The following is a 20219-nucleotide window of genomic DNA, read 5'->3' as shown; positions in this document are numbered from 1 at the left end:
CTGCGGTTAGGACAGCGCCCTTTCACGGCGCAGACAGGGGTTCGATTCCCCTTGGGCGTACCATTGCTGGTTTTTCTTTTTCCCTTATAATTCAATCCATTAGCGCTTGATTGGCGCCGTTTCGTGCTGCCTGAACTTATTCACAGACAGGTGAAAAAAGGGGCTTGCATGTCAGAAATTTCCTGACTATAAGCGCCCCACACCAGCAGGCGCCCATCGTCTAGCGGTTAGGACAGCGCCCTTTCACGGCGCAGACAGGGGTTCGATTCCCCTTGGGCGTACCATTGCTGGTTTTTCTTTTCCTTTAGAATTGACGCAAATATTACTGGCTGAATTGCCAGGATGCTGTTACGCGCCGGGCTGCAACCTTTTCGAAAGGACAGCATAATGTCGAAAGCAACAGCAATCGTTCCCACCGCCCATGCCAGCCGCTACCTTCAGCAGCTCTGCAAACATTGGGCGCACAAATTCGCAGTCGAATTCACGCCGGAACACGGCACCATCGATCTCGGCGAGAATCGTCTCGTGATTCTCGATGCCGATGCGGAAAAACTGACCACAACGGTTGAAACCTCGGAAGAAAACCTCGCCCGCCTCGAAGAGGTCGTGGCAAGTCACGTCGTCCGCTTCGCTTTCCGCGAGGAACTCGTCTTCAATTGGGTAAAACAGTAACACAAGCGGGGCGGCGTTTACCCTATCTGTAAAAAGCCCGCAAATTGCCCGGAATAGCCATTATCGCATCACAATCCGGGCAAATTCTCCCGCGAAATTCTTCCCAACTTCGAACAAGTGATTTGATGGGGAAGAATAATGACAAGCGAAACAAGAACCACCCTCACCTTTCTCGGGGCCGGCCTCGTTGCAGCCGCAATGGTTCTCGGTGCGGATATGAGCTGGGCCGACGTCGTTAAGGCGCTGTTCTAGGCCAACTGCTCTCGTTCACTGACTAATTTCGCAACGTAATCAGAAAAGCCTTTCGCGCACGCGCCGAACTACTCTAAATCGGCACATGATTTTTCAAACACCTTTGGTTACCGGCAGGCTGGAACGCCGCTACAAAAGATTTCTGGCCGACGTCACACTTGACGATGGGCGTTTCATCACTGCTTCCGTGCCCAATACCGGCTCCATGCTCAGATTGACCGCTCCAGGTTCTCGCGTCTGGCTGAGTGTTTCGGATGCCCCTCACCGGAAATATGCCCATACGCTGCAGATTGTCGAAGCGGATAACACACTGGTCGGCGTGAACACCGGCTTGCCGAACAGGATCGCCGAAGAAGCAATCCTCAACGGTCTCATTCCTGACCTCGCAGGATATGCCAGCCTCAAGCGTGAACAGAAATATGGCCGCAACTCGCGCATCGACCTTTTATTGGATGACGGCCCGCGCCAGCGAGCCTATGTCGAGGTCAAGAATGTACACTTTATTCGCACGCTCGGATTGGCGGAATTCCCCGATACGGTGACGGCGCGAGGCGCAAAACATCTTGATGAACTCGTCGACGTTGTTGCCGCTGGTCATCGGGGCGTGATGCTGTTTATTATCCAGCGAAACGATTGCAGCAGATTCAGCATTTCGGGTGATCTCGACCCCACTTACGCACGCGCTTTTGAACGTGCGCGTGCAAACGGGGTTGAGGCTTGGGCCGTTCGGTGCCACATAACGGACAAAAGCATTGATGCCAGTAAGCTGGTGCCAATTGAGTAGATTAAGACGGATCGAGTGATGGTAACCTATATCGAAGCAACAAGCGCACCCATGAAATATACGGGCCAGATCAGGCTCTATGGCCCCGAGGCTTTCGAGGGTATGCGCACGGTCTGCAACCTGACGGCACGCTGTCTCGATGCCCTCAACGATATCGTCAAGCCGGGCGTGACCACCAATGAAATCGATCGCTTCGTGTTCGAGTTCGGCATGGATCACGGCGCGTTTCCGGCAACGTTGAACTATCGCGGCTACACGAAATCAACCTGCACGTCGATCAATCACGTCGTCTGCCATGGCATTCCGAACGAGAAGCCACTGCGCGAGGGTGATATCGTCAATATCGACGTGACTTATCTCCTTGATGGCTGGCACGGCGATTCAAGCCGCATGTATGCGGTAGGCGAAATCAAGCGCGCCGCTGAGCGGTTGCTTGAAGTCACCTATGAAAGCCTTCTGCGTGGGATTGCCGCCGTAAAGCCTGGCGTGAAAACCGGCGCTATCGGCGCCGCAATTCAGACTTTTGCCGAAGGCGAGCGCTGTTCCGTTGTGCGCGATTTCTGTGGTCACGGCGTGGGACAGCTGTTCCATGATGCGCCGAATATCCTCCATTACGGCACGCCGAATGAAGGTGTTGAGATCAAGGAAGGCATGATCTTCACGATCGAGCCGATGATCAATCTCGGCAAGCCGCACGTGAAGGTTCTCGCCGACGGCTGGACCGCGGTTACCAGAGACCGTTCGCTGACGGCACAATATGAACATACGGTGGGTGTTACGAAGGATGGCTGCGAGATATTTACACTCTCTCCGGCCAATGTCTTCGGCCCATCTTCCATGAGATAACAACGAAGAGATATAGTTCTCGGTAATTGTCTGGTCTGTTTTTGCGGGGGTTTAAACAGGATGGCAAAGAGCAAGAATGAGCCGGGTAACATTGAGTTGCCCGGTTTCAGTGATACACTTCAACTTACGCCGAAGATCGACAAACCGCATTATGCCGGGCATCGTGATCGTCTCAAACAGCGCTTTCGGGATACTCCCGATGCGCTGGCGGACTATGAACTGCTCGAAATGTTGTTGTTTCGCGCCATTCGCCGCGCCGACACCAAGCCGCTTGCCAAAGCTCTGCTGATGCGGTTCGGCTCGATTGCCGAAGTACTGGCCGCCCCCGAAAAGCTGATTGCCGAAGTTCCCGGCGCCGGTCCTACTGTGGCGCATGAACTCAAGCTTGTAGAGGCTGTCGCCAAGCGAAGTGCGCGCAGCACTGTCATGGAGCGCGAAGTACTCGGCTCTTGGAACAAGGTGATCGAATATTGCACCGCGGCCATGGCTTACGAGACCCGCGAGCAGTTCCGCATCCTGTTTCTCGACAAGAAGAACAAACTGATTGCCGACGAAGTCCAGCAGACGGGCACGGTGGACCACACGCCGGTCTATCCGCGCGAAGTGGTCAAACGGGCTCTGGAACTCTCCGCCACCGCCATTATTCTGGTCCACAACCATCCTTCCGGTGATCCCACACCATCGCGCGCCGACATCGATATGACCAAGCAGCTCGTCAACGCTGCCAAAGCACTCAACATCACGGTGCATGATCATGTCATCGTCGGAAAGCACGGCCATGCCAGCTTCCGTGGACTGGGATTGATCTAACAAAAATTTCCGCATCCAGCAGTTACCGATTGTTAAGCATAGCGCGAAGAATGGTTGCGCATTGCATGGAAATCGCTCGAATTTTCTTAAATTTGGACACAATCAGAGGTGAGACGAGAGCCAGTTCGAAGGCACGGCCTTTCGATGGGTATAATGAATTCAGGCATGTTTCCCGCCAACGTTTCCAGACGGGAAAATCGGAGTAAAAAATGTTGAAGCGTTCTATCACCGCAGTGGCGCTTGGCGCCGCAATCGTTGCTTTTGCAGGTTCGGCTTTCGCTGCCGACATGATGGGAGCAACCGACTATTCCTATAATGATCCTGTCGCCGCAGGCCCGCATGACTGGTCCGGCAACTATATCGGCGCACAGGTTGGCGCTTCTTGGTCCAGGGTTCCCGGTCCTTTCACCAACCGCACTGGTGCTCTTGGCGGCGTTGTCGTGGGCAAAAACATGCAGAGCGGCAATGTCGTGTTTGGCGGAGAACTCGAAGGAAACTTCGCCGAAGCCGAACATCGCATCGGCAATGGCGGCAGCCTTCAGCAGTCATGGAACGGCAATGCCAAGGGCAAGGTCGGCTATGCTTTCGACAAGACGCTCGTTTACGGCACGGCTGGCTACGGCGTGACCCGCTTCAAGGCCAAGGACAACACCACCTCGGCTCCGGGCTGGGAAGGTGGCGCACTGGTTGGCGCTGGTGTTGAACAGGCCCTGAGCGGCCCGCTTTCCGTAAAGGCCGAATATGACTTCCAGCGCTTTAACGATGTGAAGTCCCGTGTCAACGGCGTGGAACAGCGCAACAATCTGAAGAACCATTCGATCAAGGCCGGTCTGAACTACAAGTTCTAGGCCTCGCGATCCGATGCGAAACTTCATTCTGTTTTTGCATCAAGCAATTCTGCATTTGCACAAAGGGCTGCGTTTCATAGCGCAGCCCTTTCGTTTTGCATAAATTTATCTTCATTTCGCAGTCTGACTACGTCATTCGATGGCTTGACTCCGACAGGCACTAACCGATTATAAATTGGTAGTGGAAGTGCGGGGAACAATAAGAGCGAAAAGCTCAACCACCATATCGGGAGGTTATCTTACCTTGCCGTGTTGTTTCCTCGCGCCTGAACACTTGGATATGTGGCTCTGCTGTCGCAGACCATGCAGTCAGGAATGAAAGAATGCAGCGCGTTTTTGACGGACACAACGATGTCCTTCTGCGGCTTTGGGAAAATGCCCGCAAGGGCCAAGACCCGATCAAGGAATTTATCGACGGGACGGATATCGGCCATATCGATCTGCCCCGTTCGCGCAAGGGCGGTCTCGCCGGTGGCATATGCGCCATCTACATACCTTCGGGCGAGCATATCGAACTGGGCAAGCCTGATGCCAATGGCCACTACGAAACGCCGCTTTCAGTGCCGCTGGAACGTAGCCCCTCCCTCGACATCGCTCTCGAAATCGCAGCCATCGCGTTGAAGCTGGAAGCTGCCGGGGGCTGGAAGCTCTGCCGCAACGGTCGTGAACTCGACGAAACGCTGAACAGCGACACATTCGCCGCCGTGCTGCACATGGAAGGCTGCGAAGCCATCGATGCCGATCTGGCTGCTCTTGAGGTCTTTTATGCTGCCGGCTTGCGTTCGCTCGGACCGGTCTGGAGCCGCAACAACGTTTTCGCTCACGGTGTTCCATTCGCCTATCCGATGAGCCCCGATACTGGCCCGGGCTTGACCGATGCAGGCAAGCGCCTGGTCAAAGCGTGCAACACCAAGGGCATTCTGATCGACCTGGCGCATATCACCGAAAAAGGTTTCTGGGATGTGGCCAAACTGAGCGATCAGCCGCTGGTCGCCAGCCATTCCAACGCACACGCCCTCACTCCTGTCGCCCGCAACCTGACCGACCGTCAGCTTGATGCGATCCGCGAGAGCAAGGGTCTTGCCGGACTGAACTACGCCACGACGATGCTGCGCGCGGACGGTAAGGAAGACGCCAACACGCCGCTGTCCGATGTAGTTCGCCACGTGGATTACATGGTTGAACGCATGGGCATCGACTGCGTAGCGCTCGGTTCGGACTATGACGGCGCAACAATTCCAGCCGAAATTGGCGATGCCGCAGGCACGCAAAACCTTGTCGATGCACTGCGAAAAGCGGGCTATAGTGAACAAGAGCTAGCAAAACTTTGCCAGGACAATTGGGTACGGGTTCTGAAACAGGCTTGGCACGAAGCGGCCTGATCTGGTGCGCATCCCGAAAAGTGTGAAATGGTTTTCGGAATAAGATGCGCGAAAAAACAAAGACAAAATCCCAAACAAAATCATAGGAAGGGGACTCTCAACATGATGCATTTCGGACGTTTTCGTATTCTGGCTGCGGGTGCAGCACTTGCCGCGGTACTGGCCGCAAATCCAGCCTGGTCGGCCACGCCAGCCGACACACTGGTTCAGGCATGGGCCATCGATGACACGATCACGCTGGACCCGGCAGAATCCTTCGAACTGAGCCCGGCCGAATTCATCGGCAACGCTTATGACATGCTCGTTCGCCTCGATATCAACGACACGTCGAAAGTCATACCGGGCGTCGCTGAAAGCTGGACCGTTTCTGACGATGGTCTCACCTATACGTTCAAGCTGAAGAAGGACATCAAGTTCGCCTCCGGCAACCCGATAACGTCTGCCGACGTGGCTTATTCTTTCGAACGCGCTGTGCGTCTCGACAAGAGCCCGGCTTTCATCCTGACCCAGTTCGGCCTGACCAAGGATAACGTCAACGAAAAGGCGAAAGCCGTAGACGATACTACCTTCGTCTTCACCGTCGACAAGCCATATGCACCAAGCTTCGTGCTGAACTGCCTGACCGCGACCGTGGCCGCAATCGTCGACAAGAAGCTCCTCGAAGAGCATGCCGCAAAGGTCACGCCGACCGACGATTACAAATACGACACCGACTATGCCAACGCATGGCTGAAGACCAAGTCGGCAGGCTCGGGCCCGTTCACGATCCGCGAATGGCGCGCCAATGAAGTCGTCATTCTGGAACGCAACGACAATTTCTACGGCGAAAAGGCAAAGCTCAAGCGCGTTTTCTATCGTCACGTCAAGGAAAGCGCGACGCAGCGCCTGATGCTTGAATCCGGCGACGTCGATGTGGCGCGCAATCTGGAACCGGGCGACTATGAAGCCGTTCTGAAGAACGACAAGCTGACGACCGCCAGCGCTGCCAAGGGCACGGTCTATTACATCAGCCTCAACCAGAAGAACGAAAACCTGGCCAAGCCGGAAGTTCGCGAAGCGTTCAAATATCTGGTCGATTATGATGCAATCGGTTCAACCCTCATCAAGGGCATCGGTGAAATCCGTCAGACCTATCAGGCAAAGGGCGTTCTTGGTTCTCTCGATGCTGCACCCTACAAGCTCGACGTAGCCAAGGCGAAGGAACTGCTCGCCAAGGCAGGCCTGAAGGATGGTCTATCGGTCACGTTCGACGTCCGTAACGGCCAACCGGTCACCGGCATTGCCGAATCCTTCCAGCAGACCGCTGCTCAGGCTGGCGTGAAGATCGAAATCATCCCCGGCGACGGCAAGCAGACACTGACCAAGTATCGTGCCCGTAACCACGACATGTATATTGGCCAGTGGGGCATGGACTATTGGGATCCGAATTCCAATGCCGAAGCTTTCACCAGCAACCCGGATAACAGCGACGACGCATCGACCAAAACGCTTGCATGGCGCAACGCCTGGGACATTCCTGAGCTGACCAAGCAGACGCAGGCAGCTCTTCTGGAACGCGATAACGACAAGCGTGCTGAACAGTACAAGAAGCTTCAGCAGGAAGCTCTCGACCAGAGCCCGTTCGTCATGCTGTTCCAGCAGGTTGAAGTTGCAGGTATCGCCGGCAACGTGAAGGGCTACAAGCTCGGCCCGACATTCGACTCCAATTTCCTGGCGCCCATCAGCAAGGAATAGTTGGCTGCGCCTCAGCGCATGAAAGCTTTTCATGCGCTGAATCGGCTTAAAAACAAAAGGATGGAGCGGTTTTCTGAATCAAAACGGAAAGCCGCTCCAGAGCATTTCCAGCGAACCGGTTTCGCTCCCGGAAATGCGTCACAACAGGAAATGGAACGGCTCATCGAAACCGTTCTAGGGCTTTTCAAGCAAAGATGACTGAGGCTTCAGACCAGAACCTGTTCTGAAATGCTCTCATTGTCGGAAGCGGTCAAAACATTGAGCAACACTGGAACCACCAAAAAGGTAAGGCGAGCGCCACGGCGTTCAACGGTCCTTGCCGCGTCGTTAGCCAGTTTTCTGGTCATCGTCGTCACGACCTATCTGGGCCTTCTGGCCGTCACATTCTTTATCGGCCGTGTGGTGCCGATCGACCCTGTGCTTGCCATCGTCGGCGACCGCGCTCCTGCGCATGTCGTGGCGCGCGTGCGGGAAGAAATGGGCTTTAACCTGCCCTATTACCAGCAGTTCTATCTTTACGTTAAGGGTGTGCTACAGGGCGATTTTGGCACTTCGGTACTGACGACCAATCCGGTCATGACCGACATTCGCCGCGTTTTCCCCGCGACCATGGAACTCGCTACCGTCGGCACCATCATCGGCGCTTTGTTCGGCATTCCGCTCGGCGTTCTCGCCGCCGTGAAGCGTGGTAGCCTCGTCGACCAGATTGTGCGCGTGATCGGCCTCGTTGGCTATTCGGTGCCGATCTTCTGGCTCGGTATGCTGGCACTTCTGATCTTCTATGCGCGGCTCGGCTGGACCTCGGGTCCCGGACGTATCGACATCACATTCGAATACACGTTCACGCCGATCACCGGTTTCTACCTGATCGACGCGATCATCCAGCGCGACTGGCCAGCTCTCAAGGATATCGTCTCCCACCTTATCCTGCCGTCGGCTTTGCTCGGCTATTTCTCCTTGGCCTATATCAGCCGCATGACCCGTTCCTTCATGCTCAACGAGCTGGAACAGGAATATATCGTTGCTGCTCGTGCCAAGGGTATTTCGGAAACCCGCATCATCTGGGGCCATGCGCTGCGCAATGCCGCCGTCCCGCTCGTGACAGTGATTGCGCTTTCCTATGCCGGACTTCTGGAAGGTTCGGTTCTGACCGAAACCATCTTCTCCTGGCCCGGCCTCGGACTCTATATCACCAATTCCCTCCAAAACGCTGATATGAATGCCGTTCTCGGTGGCACTATCGTTATCGGGTCGGTCTTTATCGCGCTCAACCTCGTGTCCGATCTTCTCTATCGGGTTCTCGATCCAAGGACGCGCGTACGATGAGCCAAATGACAGATACTTCCAACCTCTCATGGCGTGAATGGCTGCTTACCGAGCGGCCACAATCACGCACGCAAGCCCGTCTCGGCCGGGCCTATATGGTCTGGCGGCGTTTCACCGCCAACAAGCTGGCGGTTCTCGGCCTCCTGATCATCATCGGATTGCTCGTCGTTGCAGCGCTGGCCGATGTGCTGGCGCCGCATTCGCCGGTTATCGGCGATCTGGCCAATGCCCGCCTGCTGCCGCCGGGAACACCCGGCTATCTGCTCGGCACCGACGATCAGGGCCGCGATATTCTTTCGCGTCTGATCTATGGCTCCCGCCTCACTCTCTATGTGGTGTTGCTGGTCGCCATCATCGCCGCGCCTATCGGCCTTCTGGTTGGTACTGTCGCCGGTTATGCCGGCGGCTGGGTCGATGCCGTACTGATGCGCATCACCGATATCTTCCTTGCCTTCCCGAAGCTCATTCTCGCGCTGGCCTTCGTTGCTGCTCTCGGACCCGGCATCGAAAATGCCATCATCGCCATCGCGATCACCTCATGGCCACCCTATGCGCGTATTGCGCGCGCGGAAACGCTCACGGTGCGCAACTCGGATTATATCTCCGCTGTTCGCCTGATGGGCGCTTCGCCGATCCGTATCGTCGTGCGCCACATCATGCCGCTCTGCACATCTTCGCTGATCGTGCGTGTGACGCTCGACATGGCAGGCATCATCCTGACGGCAGCGGGCCTCGGCTTCCTCGGCCTCGGCGCTCAGCCGCCATTGCCTGAATGGGGCGCGATGATCGCTTCCGGTCGCCGCTTCATTCTCGACCAGTGGTGGGTTGCAGCCATGCCGGGTATTGCGATCCTGATCGTCAGCCTTGGCTTCAATCTTCTGGGCGATGGCCTGCGCGATGCGCTCGATCCGCGGGGTAACAATCAATGAAGCCTCTTCTCACTGTTGAAGACCTGCGCGTCACCTTCCCGACGCGCACAGGCGCAATCGAGGCCGTGCGCGGTGTCAGCTTCGAGCTTGGCCGCGAGCGTCTCGGTATTGTTGGCGAATCCGGTTCTGGCAAATCCCAGACCGGCCGCGCCATCATGGGGCTTACCCCGCTCCATGCGAAGATCACCGCCAGAAAACTCGAGTTCGATGGCATCGACCTTCTAAACGCGTCGGCCCGTGAACGCCGCGCCTTGCGCGGTGGCCGCATAGCCATGGTGTTGCAGGACCCGAAATATTCGCTCAACCCTGTCATGACCATCGGCAAGCAGATCGCCGAAACGCTGAAGGCCCATGGCAAATTCAGCAGCGATGAAATCCGCAAGCGCTCAATCGCCATGCTCGAAGCCGTGCAGATTCGCGATGCTGAACGCGTCATGAGCCTTTATCCGCACGAAGTTTCGGGCGGTATGGGCCAGCGCGTCATGATCGCCATGATGCTGGTCGCCGAGCCGGAAATGCTGATCGCCGACGAACCAACTTCGGCCCTCGACGTGACGGTTCAGCTTGAAGTGCTCGGCATTCTGGACAAGCTGGTTGCCGAACGCGGCATGGGGCTGATCTTCGTCAGCCACGACCTGCGCCTCGTTTCTTCATTCTGCGACCGCGTTATCGTCATGTATGCGGGCAAGATCGTGGAGGAAATTGCGGCGAAGGACCTCGCCAATGCGAAACATCCCTATACGCAAGGATTGCTGAACTGCATGCCGAAAATCGGAGCCGATCGCCATCCCCTGCCAACCTTGCAGCGCGAGGAGGCTTGGAAGCTATGACAGGGGAAACTATGAGCACGGCATCTGCACTGAGCGTCGACAATATCGACGTCTATTTCGACCATTTCCATGCGCTGAAATCGGTGAGCATCGACGTAGCGCGCGGCGAATCCTACGGCCTCGTGGGTGAATCCGGTTCCGGCAAGTCGACCCTGCTACGTGCCGTTGCAGGACTGGCACCCGTTGAAGACGGCGAAATCCGCATAGACGGGCAATTGCTGAAGACGCCGCGCGACAAGGCATTCTATCGCAATGTCCAGATGGTGTTTCAGGACCCTTACGGCTCGCTGCATCCCCGGCAAACGGTGGACCGGCTGCTGCTGGAACCGCTTGCCATCCACGGCGTCGGCGACACCGAACAGCGCATCGTGAAGGCGCTCGATGAAGTCGGCCTCGGTTCCGGCTTCCGCTTTCGCTATCCGCACCAGCTTTCAGGCGGCCAGCGCCAGCGTATTGCCATTGCCCGCGCCCTGATCGTTGAGCCCAGCATATTGCTGCTCGATGAGCCGACCTCGGCGCTCGATGCATCGGTTCAGGCGGAAGTGCTGAATCTGCTGGAGCAGGTTCGGCGTGACCGCAACCTGACCTTCGTCATGGTCAGCCACGATCTTGGCGTTGTGACCCATATGTGCGACCGGCTTGCTGTCATGCGTAATGGAGAGGTCGTGGAACAGCTGCAGGCAGACGATCTTGTTAGCGGCAATATCCATGCCGACTATACGAAGAACCTGATGCAGGCCAGCGAAGGCTTCCGCAGGTAATGCAAAAACTTGTCTCCCAAAAGTGGTAATCGGTTTGGGGGATAAAGACATGCAAAAGACAAAGGGGACCTGCCGGTCCCCTTTTTCATTGCATCAATCGTCGGATGCCTTGCGCGGTGTGTCGCCATCCTGCCCGCGCCGCCAATAGGCGACAATAAGCTGGCGATCCTTCGCAACATTACGTTCCTTGCGCATATAGGTGCGGATCGACCGGAATGCGTTGAACTCGCAACCGGCCCAGACGTAAATGTCTTCCTCGTCTTCCGGTAGTTCGACTGCGCGGACCGCATCCTGCAACAATGTCGTCGTTCCGGCTTCCGCACCGTCACGGTTCAGCCACTGCAGATCGACATCGGCACGAGAGACAAGTTCCTGCTCTTCCGAAGCACTGCCGATCTCGACGCGCACGACCGCCTTGGTCCCTTCCGGCAGACGCTCCAGAATGCGCCCGATGGCAGGTAGCGCGGTTTCGTCACCCGCAAGCAGATACCACTTCGCATCGCCCGCATCGCCACCGCCCGGCCCCGTCATCCCGACAATATCGCCCGGCTTGGCGCTGACAGCCCAGCCGGAACCCGGCGCGTCGCAATCATCGCCATGGACGACCATATCGATATCCACCCAGCCGGCTACGCTATCGATGTTGCGGATCGTATAGACACGTGTGGCAAGCTTGGCTTCGCCATCCGGCCAGACAGGACGGCCATCTTCGCCGGTTGTGGGCCATTGCGGTTTGGCAAGACCTTCCGGCGGAAACAGCAGGCGGATATGAAGACCCAACTGCGAGAAGCGGAACAGGTTGTCGCCCTTCAGACGAATACGACGCATATGCGGCGTTACGTTCGATACTGCAACGACCTGCATCTCGCGGAAGTAAGGCAGCGGCAACCCGGCGGCCCCATCACCTTCCCAGATGATTTTCGGTTTGGCGCTGCCCTTGTCGAGAAATTCCAGCACATGCTCGGCGATGGAATATTTCATATAGGCAAGACCGGTTTCGTCCTCGCTTTTGACGTCGACGCTAACCGTTTCATCATCCCATTGCACATCAGCCTGACCGAAGCTCAGCACCAGCTTGGCCGTGCTGCCCTGCCGATGCACGTCGGCATGCTCGACAAAATGATCGAGGAGCTGATTGACCACATGACCGGCATTTGTGAGCGCAAAGCGGGTATTGGCGTTGAGTTCGGACATGCCCCGTCCTCCTTTGGGAAACAATTTCCCCAGCCTTACCCGAATATAACATGACTATTCAAGTCATCATTTCGATTTGAACCCGCAATAAATTGTGACGGGCAGTGCCTGTCGCCAGACATCGAAAGAGCCAAGTGCACCCGCTTGCGCAACGCCAAGACGCGTCAATTCTCCGCCGAATTTCTCACGCCAGTTGAAAAGCAGCATCTCGCTTTGCAAGGTCACTGCATTCGCGACAAGCCTGCCACCCGGTTTCAGCGCGTTCCAGCAGGCTTCCAGAACGCCGTCATCCGTTACACCGCCGCCGATGAAGATCGCATCCGGCGCTTCCAGCCCTTCCAGTGCACAGGGCGCCCCGCCCTTGACCAACTGCAATCCGGGGACACCCAATGCCGCGCGATTTCGCTCGATCATCCCCTGCCGCTGTTCGTCCGCTTCTATGGCAATCGTGCGACATGAAGGATGAACACGCATCCATTCAATGCCGATCGATCCGCAACCGGCGCCGACATCCCAAAGCAATTGACGCGGCAATGGCTGCAATCGCGATAGAGTGACAGCACGAACGTCGCGCTTGGTCAGTTGTCCGTCATTCTCAAACGCTTCATCGGGCAGACCCGCGACGGGAGAAAACACGCGCGCATCCGGCGCAGCAACACATTCAATCGCCAGTACATTGAGATCGGCGCATCGCTCATGGGACCAGTTTTCGGCGGAACCCTGAACCCGGCCTTCCTTTGGCCCGCCAATATGTTCAAGCACCGTCATCAGGCTTTGGCCAAAACCCTTGTCCTTGAGCATTGCCGCGGCTTTTGCTGGCGTCGAACCATCATTGCTGAGCACGAGAAGTTTCTCGCCGGGCAGAATGTGCGGGAGCAAAAGTTCGAACGGGCGACCGTGCACGCTAACAGACCGCACATCCTGAAGAGGCCAGCCCATGCGCGCAGCGGCGAGTGAAAGAGAGGACGGATAGGCAAGAACAAGCATTTCCTCTGGCGAGAAATGCCGGGACAAAGTCGCTCCCACACCAAAAAACATTGGATCGCCGCTTGCCAGCACAACCACCGGCTGGCCGCGATACGCCTCAATCATCACGAAAGCTTCGTCGAATGGAGATGGCCAGGCTACGCGCTCGGCTTTGATATCGCCACTCAGAAAGTCCAAATGGCGCTTGCCGCCGAAAATGACCGCAGCAGAGTTGAGCGCGGCGAGCGCGGTTTTCCCAAGCCCGTCAAACCCATCCTCACCGATTCCGATCACTGTCAGCCAGCGTGCCATGCGCGATGCTCCTTTTCCCTGTTCGTATGGCGGGGCAGTAGCAAGTGCAAGCGGCAAGGCGTATAAGGCTGAAATGTCGAGCCAGCAAATCACTCAGTCGCGGCAAGCCCAACCCGACAGGCGCAACGCCTGCCCCGGTCTTTCGCGTATGGTTATGGCCAGGGATGGGGCTATTGCCCGTATCAAACTGAGGCTTGGTCGCCTGTCAGCTGATCAGGCGCGTTCAATTGCAGCAATAGCCGAACGTTTCGATGCAGGCGCGATAGAGCTGTCGATTCGCTCCAATATCCAGTTGCGCGGTATTACGCCCAGACATTGGAACGATGCCGTCGCGGCACTTCACGAGGCTGGCCTTGGCGCCGACAATCCCGGTGCGGATGATATTCGCAATGTGATGGTCAGCCCCACCGCTGGCATTGACCGGGGCCAGATATGCGACGTCACCGGACTGGCATCGTCTGTGCTGGACATGCTGCAGGCGAATGAGGCTTTTTATGCCCTGTCGCCGAAATTCTCGCTGCAGATCGACGGCGGCGAAAACTGCGCGATGATTTCTCATCCGGGTGACATCTGGCTTTCGGCGATAGACGGCGAAACCTTTGCTTTTGGCCTTGCTTCGTCTCCCGACAGGGAAGCGCTGGGGGCCGTAGACGCGCAGCATGCCCTGCCCTTCATCGAAACGATGCTGCGTCGTTTTTTACGCCATGCCAGCTTTGCGCGGATGAAACATCTGTTTGAAGCCATCCCAGCATCAGAGTTTGTGGCAGGTCTGAGCCGGGAATTGTCGTTCCCGATTCATCCCGCAACCGGCTGGAAGCGCAAGGCACCGATGCCATTTTCGCATCTTGGCAACAACCAGCAGTCTGACGGTTCATTTTATGTCGGCGCCGTGCCGCTCCTGGGACGCCTGACATCGGCGCAACTAGCAGGTCTGGCAGATCTCTCCGACAGCGGAAGGCGTGGACTGCGTCTGACGCCGTGGCAAGGCGTTATCCTGCCTTATGCAGGCGAAACCCAGATTGGTGAACTAACCGAAAAACTTCGTTCGCTTGACCTCGAAACGACAGCCGAAGCCCCACATGCGCGGCTTCGTGCCTGTTCGGGATCAAATGGCTGCGTCTCCGCACTCGCCGACACACAGACAGACGGTAAAAGGCTGGCAACATATCTGGCGCCGGGAAAATCATCCGTGCACATCACGGGATGCGCCAAGTCATGCGCAGCACTTGCACCTTTGCCGCACACGCTTCTGGCGCGCTCGACAGGTCGCTACGATCTTTATGCGCAAGAGACGTTTCCGCAAGACGGGGCTGGACCATCGCGCTTTGGACGGCTATTGGCGACTGATATCACCATTGACGAAGCGGCGTGCCTTCTGAACGCCCGACACTGATTAGAGCGGTCACCATGACAGACTATATTCGCGATGGGCAGGCCATTTACGACCGGTCCTTCGCCATCATTCGCGCCGAGGCCGATCTAAGCCGGATATCAGCCGATCTGGAAAAGCTTGCAGTCCGTGTCATTCATGCCTGCGGCATGGTGGATGTGGTCAATGACCTCGCTTTCTCGCAAGGCGCTGGCAAAGCCGGACGCGACGCTCTGCTCGCCGGTGCGCCCATTCTTTGTGATGCACGCATGGTGGCCGAAGGCATTACCCGCTCTCGTCTGCCTGCCAATAATGAAGTCATCTGCACGCTGAACGACCCATCGGTTCCCGAGCTTGCAACGAAGATCGGCAATACCCGCTCGGCTGCAGCGCTCGACCTCTGGCTCCCGCATCTCGGCAACAGCATTGTTGCAATCGGGAATGCACCGACCGCCCTTTTCCGCCTATTCGAATTGCTGGATGCTGGCGCGCCAAGACCTGCGCTCATCATCGGCATGCCGGTTGGCTTTGTCGGCGCGGCAGAATCCAAAGACGAACTCGCCACAAACAGCCGCGGTGTACCTTATGTGATTGTACGCGGAAGACGTGGTGGCAGCGCCATGACGGCAGCGGCAGTCAATGCGCTCGCGTCGGAGCGCGAATAATGACGGTAAAAGGCAGACTGTTTGGCCTGGGCGTTGGCCCCGGCGATCCCGAACTGATAACGCTGAAAGCCCTGCGTCTCCTCAAAAGCGCACCGGTTGTGGCTTATCACGCAGCCAAGGGGAAGAGGGGCAATGCCCTCACAATAGTCGAGGAATATCTTTCACCGGAACAGGTTCTGGTGCCGTTGATCTATCCAGTGACGACGGAAAAGCTTCCCGCGCATATGGATTACGAACAGATCGTCAGCGATTTCTACGGCGAGATAACGAGCACGATAGCGAGCCACCTTGATAGAGGTCAGGATGTGGCCGTGATAGCGGAAGGCGACCCGTTTTTCTACGGCTCGTTCATGTATATTCATGACCGGCTTGCCGATCAGTATGAAACGGAAGTCGTGCCCGGTGTCTGCTCCGTTCTTGGCGCTTCAGCTGTGCTGGGCGCGCCACTGGTCTATCGCAATCAGACATTATCCGTTCTCTCCGGCGTCATGAGCGCAGAAGAACTGACGCGACGGCTCGCGGATACAGGCGCTGCAGCTATCATGAAGCTTGGCAAAAACCTCGATAAGGTCCGCGCTGTGCTGGGCGAGCTCGGTCTCATGGACCGTGCGCTCTATATTGAGCGCGCCACCATGGCCAATCAGCGCATTGTGCCACTTGCCGAAGTCAATGGTAGCGACTGTCCCTATTTCTCGATCATTCTCGTTCCGGGGCAAAAATGGAACGGCGCGTGATTCCCGCAATTCTGGTTCTCGGAGAAGCCGCGGTTCCTGCCGCGCGGCGGATCGCATCGGTGCTGGAACGTGCCGAAATACGCGGCCTCCAGAACCGTGTTGCGTCGCTGGATGAAACCTTCGTGCATTTCGGCGATGCGGTCAGGTCGCTTTATGAGGAGGGCCGCCCCATCATCGCGCTTTGTGCAGCCGGTATCGTCATCCGGGCGCTGGCACCATTGCTGCAGAACAAGCGCGTCGAACCGCCGGTTCTTGCTGTCGCCGAAGATGGAAGCGCAGTTGTGCCGCTTCTGGGTGGTCTCTCCGGTGTCAATGACATGGCCCGGCGAATTGCAGCGGCACTTGAGGTTGCGCCTGCCATAACCACGTCCGGCGAACTGCGGTTCGGAATCAATCTGCTGCACCCGCCTGCCGAACTGACCCTTGCCAATCCTGACGACGCGAAAAATTTCACGTCGAACCTGCTTGCGGGACAGAAGGTGCAGCTTGACGGAAAATCACGCTGGCTTGCAGATTCCAAACTGCCTTTCGCCAATGACGGTGCGCTGACGATCAGCATAACGCCCCACATCCGCACACCCCAGCCAGACGAGCTGATTTATCATCCGCGCAGTGTGGCGATTGGCGTCGATAGGGTCAGCGAGAACATTCAGAACGATATTGAAGATGCTCTCGCCAATGCAGGCATTGCCCCCGCGTCGCTGGCATTGCTTCTCGCCCACGAAAAAGACTGCACTTCGCCGCGGCTCCAAGAGGCTGCGGCGAAAATTGGTGTCCCGCTGCGCTATGTGGCGAATGCAACCGATGCTCGTGAGATCGTTCTTCATTCGGTGGAACAGCCGGTTCAACTGATGGAGAGCTTGGGGCTTGCCATTGCCGTGGCTGCCACCCCGGCAGATGTTCTGTTTGTCGGTCGAAAACGTGGCAAGCTGGTCGTTATCGGCCTTGGGCCCGGATCACGAGAGCTAATGACGCCTGCCGTTCAGCACGAACTGGAACAGGCCGAAGACATTCTCGGCTATGAGACCTATGTGCGGATGGCGGAAGAAAACCTTCGTCCTTTCCGCGCCGATCAGATCGTTCATATGACTGATAATCGGGAAGAAATGCAGCGGGCACGTCATGCATTCGAACTCGCTGCTTCCGGGCGACATGTCGCCATGGTTTCTTCGGGAGATCCCGGTGTCTTCGCCATGGCTGCGGCAGTCGTGGAGGCGCTTCACGAAACGGAAAATGCGGCATGGCACGGCGTGGAGCTCGTCATCCAGCCCGGCATTTCCGCTGCAATGGCCGCCGCATCGCGGATCGGAGCGCCGCTCGGACACGACTTCTGCATCGTTTCACTGTCGGACAATCTGAAACCCTGGGAAATTATCGAAAAGCGCCTTGCGCTTGCCGCCGAAGCCGATCTCGCCATGGCGTTCTACAATCCCATTTCCAGGGCACGTCCGCATCAGCTTGGTCGCGCGCTTGAAATCCTGCGGCAATATCGGTCTCCCGAAACGCCCGTTGTCCTTGGGCGCGACATAGGCAGACCGGCTGAGACTACACGGACAACCACGCTCGGCGCACTGACACCAGATGATGTCGACATGCGAACCGTTGTGATTGTCGGCTCGTCCCACACGCAGGTTTTTGCGAAATCTGATGGCAGGGAGTGGGTTTATACACCGCGCTGGTACGGCGAAAAGCCAGAGAAATGACAAACAAAAAAGGCAGGGAAAACCCTGCCTTTTTCATGTGTTATCCCTGATTGTTGAATCAGTTCTTCTTCGCCTTAGCCTTTTTCGGCTGGGCAGCGGCGGCTGCATCGGCCTTGGCTGCTGCCGCTTCAGCTGCAACCTGATCGGCGCTCTTCGGCGACGTATCGATAACAGCGCGCACACCGCCCTTGGCGGTCAGCTGGCAAACAGCGGTACGCAGATCGACCTTGAGATCGACATCGGTGCCGCCTGCTGCACCCGGACGGGAGTTGATGGCAGAGATAGCGTGTTCCGGCAGGAAATACTTGTTGGCAGCGGCAGTGATGCACGGCTGCGCGAGCGCCGGATCGACATAAGCTGTCGGCGTGAAGCGAGGCATCGAAATCGTCGGCGCGCTGATCGGGGCATCGGTCTTGCCCGGCGTCGCCGTCGTGGTTGGTACAGTCGTCGTGCAGGCAGCGGCAAGCGGGGCCAACATGGCAATGGCTAGAAAACGGGCTCCGGTGCGGGCGCGTCCGTACATGATCTACCTCATAGGATCTGCTGAGTAGGTAAAATTTTAAGTTCGATAACTATTCGGTTTTGCTCGATTGTCGAGTGGCAGGAAGGTCACATTGCCAGAATTTCGATTCGCATCCACAGTCTGGCATCACTGTTTTGCTAGAATCCAGTTCAGCATCTCGCGCCAGTCGGACATGCGGATCGGCGTGCCGTGATTACCACTTTCGAAACGCCGGAACTGGACCGGATAACCCGGCGCGCGCTTGCTTATCTCGCGATAGAAGGCTTCCTGCTTGTCGATTGCAAAAACCGGATCACGGCTGCCATGTCCGAAGAAGATCGGCACACGTTTCTTGAATGCGGGTGACTTGAAAAATCCGTCATCCCAAAGCGAGCCGAGCAGAATAAGTCCTGCGAGCTGGTTCCCCGCCTTTTCATTAGCCGCTATGCGCCAGCATAGTGTTCCGCCTTGCGAGCCGCAGGACAGGATCAACGGAGCGCTCGGTGATGATGCCTTGGCTGCTTCGATCAATCCGGCAATCTGCGCCTCACCCGCATCGGCAAAATCCTTGAAATCCGGCGTGATATAGAGACCGCCATTCAGTGCCGCGAGATTCTTCACACGGTTGAAATTGCCGCCAAAGGTAAAATCATTCATACCTTGCAGGCGATTACCGCCCCTACCATGCAGGTAGATGACGATAAAGGACGCGCCTTCGCGCCTGCCTGCTGTCATGGCCTTCACCGGCCCGGCAGCAGTCTGAAAGGTAACGTCCTTCTGGTAAGCGCGCGCCTTCAGCGAGACATAGGCATCTTTCACGCGCTTTTCAGGCACCGCATCGCGCCCGTTGATATCGCGCATCTCGTTGTAATCGATAACCTTGTAATCATCATTGTCAGCGCTGCTGATAATGCCGGGATAGGCGAAATAATCGTCCTTGTATGGCGGCAAAGACGCTGCCCCGGATGCCATCACAGTTGAAAACAGAAACAATGCCCCAAACAGGCCACCTATTCCATGCTTCAACATTCTATGGCTCATCGGATTACAGCTCCAGCGTATGATAGCGCCTGTTGAGATAGACCAGCGCCTCGTCCTCGGCTTTGGACCGCAGGCCCACGACTTCCCCGAAAAGGACGTGATGCGTGGAGTGATCCTGCACGCTGACCACCCGGCAATCGAAAGCAGCAAGTGCACCCTGCAATATGGGTGCTCCGGTCACCTGAACATCCCAGCGCGCCAGTTCGAACCGCTCATCCTGGGTCAGGCCGATACGGCCCGAAAAAGCGTCTGCGAGCTGTTGGTGCGACCCCGCGAGCGTGTTGACGGCGAACACGCCGTTTTCGATGAACAGCCGGTTTTCTTCATGAATCTTTTGCAGGCAAATTAGGATCGTCGGCGGATTATCCGAAACCGAACAGGCCGCCGTCAGCGTCAGACCACGCCTTCCCGCACTACCGGCAGTCGTGACGATCTGTACTGCGCCGGCGTAATGGCTCATGGCATCCCGATAGGACTTGGATTCCACCGAAGCTGCACTTGAAATGATGTTCTTAATCGTTTGCACGTCCAACAGAATCCGTCTCGCCCTATGGCATGT

At 56.9% G+C, this 20219-nt stretch carries 21 protein-coding genes and 1 tRNA gene; 17 read left to right on the top strand and 5 right to left on the bottom strand.

Features of this window, described 5'->3' with window-relative positions; translation table 11 throughout:
• Window positions 1-209: 209 nt before the first annotated feature.
• The 13 genes from FG152_RS19385 to FG152_RS19325 all read left to right on the top strand — a co-directional run bounded on the left by FG152_RS19385 (window position 210) and on the right by FG152_RS19325 (window position 11174).
• A tRNA-Glu gene (locus FG152_RS19385) sits at window positions 210-284 on the top strand.
• Window positions 285-387: 103 nt separating this feature from the next.
• Entirely contained in the window at window positions 388-672 is a 285-nt protein-coding gene (locus FG152_RS19380) for a DUF2218 domain-containing protein (protein WP_010659874.1), read from the top strand.
• Window positions 673-1009: 337 nt separating this feature from the next.
• The gene (gene sfsA, locus FG152_RS19375) at window positions 1010-1708 is read left to right on the top strand and encodes a DNA/RNA nuclease SfsA (RefSeq protein ID WP_498988018.1); all 699 of its coding nucleotides are present in this window, start codon (window positions 1010-1012) and stop codon (window positions 1706-1708) included.
• Window positions 1709-1726: 18 nt separating this feature from the next.
• On the top strand, window positions 1727-2554 hold the full coding sequence (gene map / locus FG152_RS19370) for a type I methionyl aminopeptidase (RefSeq protein WP_010659871.1): 828 nt from the start codon (window positions 1727-1729) through the stop codon (window positions 2552-2554).
• A 60-nt stretch (window positions 2555-2614) separates the two neighbouring features.
• Window positions 2615-3364 carry a RadC family protein gene (gene radC, locus FG152_RS19365; RefSeq protein ID WP_010659870.1) on the top strand — a complete coding sequence of 250 codons (750 nt, stop codon included), beginning with the start codon at window positions 2615-2617 and terminating at the stop codon, window positions 3362-3364.
• A gap of 209 nt (window positions 3365-3573) precedes the next feature.
• Complete coding sequence (locus tag FG152_RS19360; RefSeq protein ID WP_498988013.1) at window positions 3574-4212, top strand: outer membrane protein; 639 nt, start codon at window positions 3574-3576, stop codon at window positions 4210-4212.
• Window positions 4213-4535: 323 nt separating this feature from the next.
• A complete protein-coding gene (locus FG152_RS19355; protein WP_029928876.1) occupies window positions 4536-5594 on the top strand; it encodes a dipeptidase in 1059 nt (352 codons plus the stop codon).
• A 102-nt stretch (window positions 5595-5696) separates the two neighbouring features.
• On the top strand, window positions 5697-7328 hold the full coding sequence (locus FG152_RS19350; protein ID WP_010659867.1) for an ABC transporter substrate-binding protein: 1632 nt from the start codon (window positions 5697-5699) through the stop codon (window positions 7326-7328).
• Window positions 7329-7526, top strand: a complete 198-nt coding sequence (locus tag FG152_RS19345) for a hypothetical protein (RefSeq protein ID WP_151615700.1) — start codon at window positions 7329-7331, stop codon at window positions 7524-7526.
• A 30-nt stretch (window positions 7527-7556) separates the two neighbouring features.
• Window positions 7557-8654 (top strand): ABC transporter permease, encoded by a 1098-nt coding sequence (locus FG152_RS19340; RefSeq protein ID WP_373418737.1) that lies wholly within the window; start codon window positions 7557-7559, stop codon window positions 8652-8654.
• Window positions 8651-9583 carry an ABC transporter permease gene (locus tag FG152_RS19335; RefSeq protein ID WP_010659865.1) on the top strand — a complete coding sequence of 311 codons (933 nt, stop codon included), beginning with the start codon at window positions 8651-8653 and terminating at the stop codon, window positions 9581-9583. Before FG152_RS19340 ends, FG152_RS19335 begins: the two co-directional genes overlap by 4 nt.
• Entirely contained in the window at window positions 9580-10413 is an 834-nt protein-coding gene (locus FG152_RS19330; RefSeq protein WP_010659864.1) for an ABC transporter ATP-binding protein, read from the top strand. The genes FG152_RS19335 and FG152_RS19330 overlap by 4 nt, the downstream gene beginning before the upstream one ends.
• A gap of 11 nt (window positions 10414-10424) precedes the next feature.
• Window positions 10425-11174, top strand: coding sequence for an ABC transporter ATP-binding protein (locus FG152_RS19325; protein ID WP_029928879.1), 750 nt, complete (start codon window positions 10425-10427; stop codon window positions 11172-11174).
• A gap of 93 nt (window positions 11175-11267) precedes the next feature.
• Here FG152_RS19325 and FG152_RS19320 read toward each other — a convergent pair whose 3' ends face one another.
• Complete coding sequence (locus FG152_RS19320) at window positions 11268-12368, bottom strand: siderophore-interacting protein (protein WP_010659862.1); 1101 nt, start codon at window positions 12366-12368, stop codon at window positions 11268-11270.
• A 66-nt stretch (window positions 12369-12434) separates the two neighbouring features.
• Entirely contained in the window at window positions 12435-13646 is a 1212-nt protein-coding gene (locus tag FG152_RS19315; protein WP_010659861.1) for a bifunctional cobalt-precorrin-7 (C(5))-methyltransferase/cobalt-precorrin-6B (C(15))-methyltransferase, read from the bottom strand.
• A 73-nt stretch (window positions 13647-13719) separates the two neighbouring features.
• Here FG152_RS19315 and cobG point away from each other — a divergent pair, with 73 nt between their 5' ends.
• From cobG to cobJ, 4 genes are read left to right on the top strand one after another with little or no spacing between them, the layout of a single operon-like run.
• A complete protein-coding gene (gene cobG / locus FG152_RS19310; protein WP_029376084.1) occupies window positions 13720-15039 on the top strand; it encodes a precorrin-3B synthase in 1320 nt (439 codons plus the stop codon).
• Window positions 15040-15053: 14 nt separating this feature from the next.
• Complete coding sequence (locus FG152_RS19305; protein WP_010659859.1) at window positions 15054-15680, top strand: precorrin-8X methylmutase; 627 nt, start codon at window positions 15054-15056, stop codon at window positions 15678-15680.
• On the top strand, window positions 15680-16414 hold the full coding sequence (locus FG152_RS19300; protein ID WP_010659858.1) for a precorrin-2 C(20)-methyltransferase: 735 nt from the start codon (window positions 15680-15682) through the stop codon (window positions 16412-16414). Before FG152_RS19305 ends, FG152_RS19300 begins: the two co-directional genes overlap by 1 nt.
• Window positions 16399-18117 carry a precorrin-3B C(17)-methyltransferase gene (gene cobJ / locus FG152_RS19295; protein WP_151576250.1) on the top strand — a complete coding sequence of 573 codons (1719 nt, stop codon included), beginning with the start codon at window positions 16399-16401 and terminating at the stop codon, window positions 18115-18117. Before FG152_RS19300 ends, cobJ begins: the two co-directional genes overlap by 16 nt.
• 58 nt (window positions 18118-18175) lie before the next feature.
• On the opposite strand, the gene FG152_RS19290 is transcribed toward cobJ, so the two are convergent.
• The 3 genes from FG152_RS19290 to FG152_RS19280 all read right to left on the bottom strand — a co-directional run bounded on the left by FG152_RS19290 (window position 18176) and on the right by FG152_RS19280 (window position 20186).
• Window positions 18176-18640: a hypothetical protein gene (locus FG152_RS19290; RefSeq protein ID WP_010659856.1), complete on the bottom strand. Its 465-nt coding sequence runs from the start codon at window positions 18638-18640 to the stop codon at window positions 18176-18178.
• A gap of 126 nt (window positions 18641-18766) precedes the next feature.
• Complete coding sequence (locus tag FG152_RS19285; protein ID WP_105529070.1) at window positions 18767-19660, bottom strand: alpha/beta hydrolase; 894 nt, start codon at window positions 19658-19660, stop codon at window positions 18767-18769.
• 4 nt (window positions 19661-19664) lie between these two features.
• Entirely contained in the window at window positions 19665-20186 is a 522-nt protein-coding gene (locus FG152_RS19280; RefSeq protein WP_010659854.1) for a flavin reductase, read from the bottom strand.
• Between the last annotated feature and the right edge of the window lie 33 nt (window positions 20187-20219).

It is taken from the genome of Ochrobactrum sp. XJ1 (genome assembly GCF_024701725.1).
Classification (GTDB): domain Bacteria; phylum Pseudomonadota; class Alphaproteobacteria; order Rhizobiales; family Rhizobiaceae; genus Brucella; species Brucella anthropi.
The sequence above is the reverse complement of the archived record's forward strand: the minus strand, read 5'-3'. Positions and strand labels throughout refer to the sequence as shown.

Coding starts and splice junctions, on each gene's coding strand:
- FG152_RS19380 (WP_010659874.1), top strand. CDS start 388: ATGTCGAAAGCAACAGCAATCGTTCCCACCGCCCATGCCAGCCGCTAC.
- sfsA (WP_498988018.1), top strand. CDS start 1,010: ATGATTTTTCAAACACCTTTGGTTACCGGCAGGCTGGAACGCCGCTAC.
- map (WP_010659871.1), top strand. CDS start 1,727: ATGGTAACCTATATCGAAGCAACAAGCGCACCCATGAAATATACGGGC.
- radC (WP_010659870.1), top strand. CDS start 2,615: ATGGCAAAGAGCAAGAATGAGCCGGGTAACATTGAGTTGCCCGGTTTC.
- FG152_RS19360 (WP_498988013.1), top strand. CDS start 3,574: ATGTTGAAGCGTTCTATCACCGCAGTGGCGCTTGGCGCCGCAATCGTT.
- FG152_RS19355 (WP_029928876.1), top strand. CDS start 4,536: ATGCAGCGCGTTTTTGACGGACACAACGATGTCCTTCTGCGGCTTTGG.
- FG152_RS19350 (WP_010659867.1), top strand. CDS start 5,697: ATGATGCATTTCGGACGTTTTCGTATTCTGGCTGCGGGTGCAGCACTT.
- FG152_RS19340 (WP_373418737.1), top strand. CDS start 7,557: ATGCTCTCATTGTCGGAAGCGGTCAAAACATTGAGCAACACTGGAACC.
- FG152_RS19335 (WP_010659865.1), top strand. CDS start 8,651: ATGAGCCAAATGACAGATACTTCCAACCTCTCATGGCGTGAATGGCTG.
- FG152_RS19330 (WP_010659864.1), top strand. CDS start 9,580: ATGAAGCCTCTTCTCACTGTTGAAGACCTGCGCGTCACCTTCCCGACG.
- FG152_RS19325 (WP_029928879.1), top strand. CDS start 10,425: ATGAGCACGGCATCTGCACTGAGCGTCGACAATATCGACGTCTATTTC.
- FG152_RS19320 (WP_010659862.1), bottom strand. CDS start 12,368: ATGTCCGAACTCAACGCCAATACCCGCTTTGCGCTCACAAATGCCGGT.
- FG152_RS19315 (WP_010659861.1), bottom strand. CDS start 13,646: ATGGCACGCTGGCTGACAGTGATCGGAATCGGTGAGGATGGGTTTGAC.
- cobG (WP_029376084.1), top strand. CDS start 13,720: ATGTCGAGCCAGCAAATCACTCAGTCGCGGCAAGCCCAACCCGACAGG.
- FG152_RS19305 (WP_010659859.1), top strand. CDS start 15,054: ATGACAGACTATATTCGCGATGGGCAGGCCATTTACGACCGGTCCTTC.
- FG152_RS19300 (WP_010659858.1), top strand. CDS start 15,680: ATGACGGTAAAAGGCAGACTGTTTGGCCTGGGCGTTGGCCCCGGCGAT.
- cobJ (WP_151576250.1), top strand. CDS start 16,399: ATGGAACGGCGCGTGATTCCCGCAATTCTGGTTCTCGGAGAAGCCGCG.
- FG152_RS19290 (WP_010659856.1), bottom strand. CDS start 18,640: ATGTACGGACGCGCCCGCACCGGAGCCCGTTTTCTAGCCATTGCCATG.
- FG152_RS19285 (WP_105529070.1), bottom strand. CDS start 19,660: ATGAGCCATAGAATGTTGAAGCATGGAATAGGTGGCCTGTTTGGGGCA.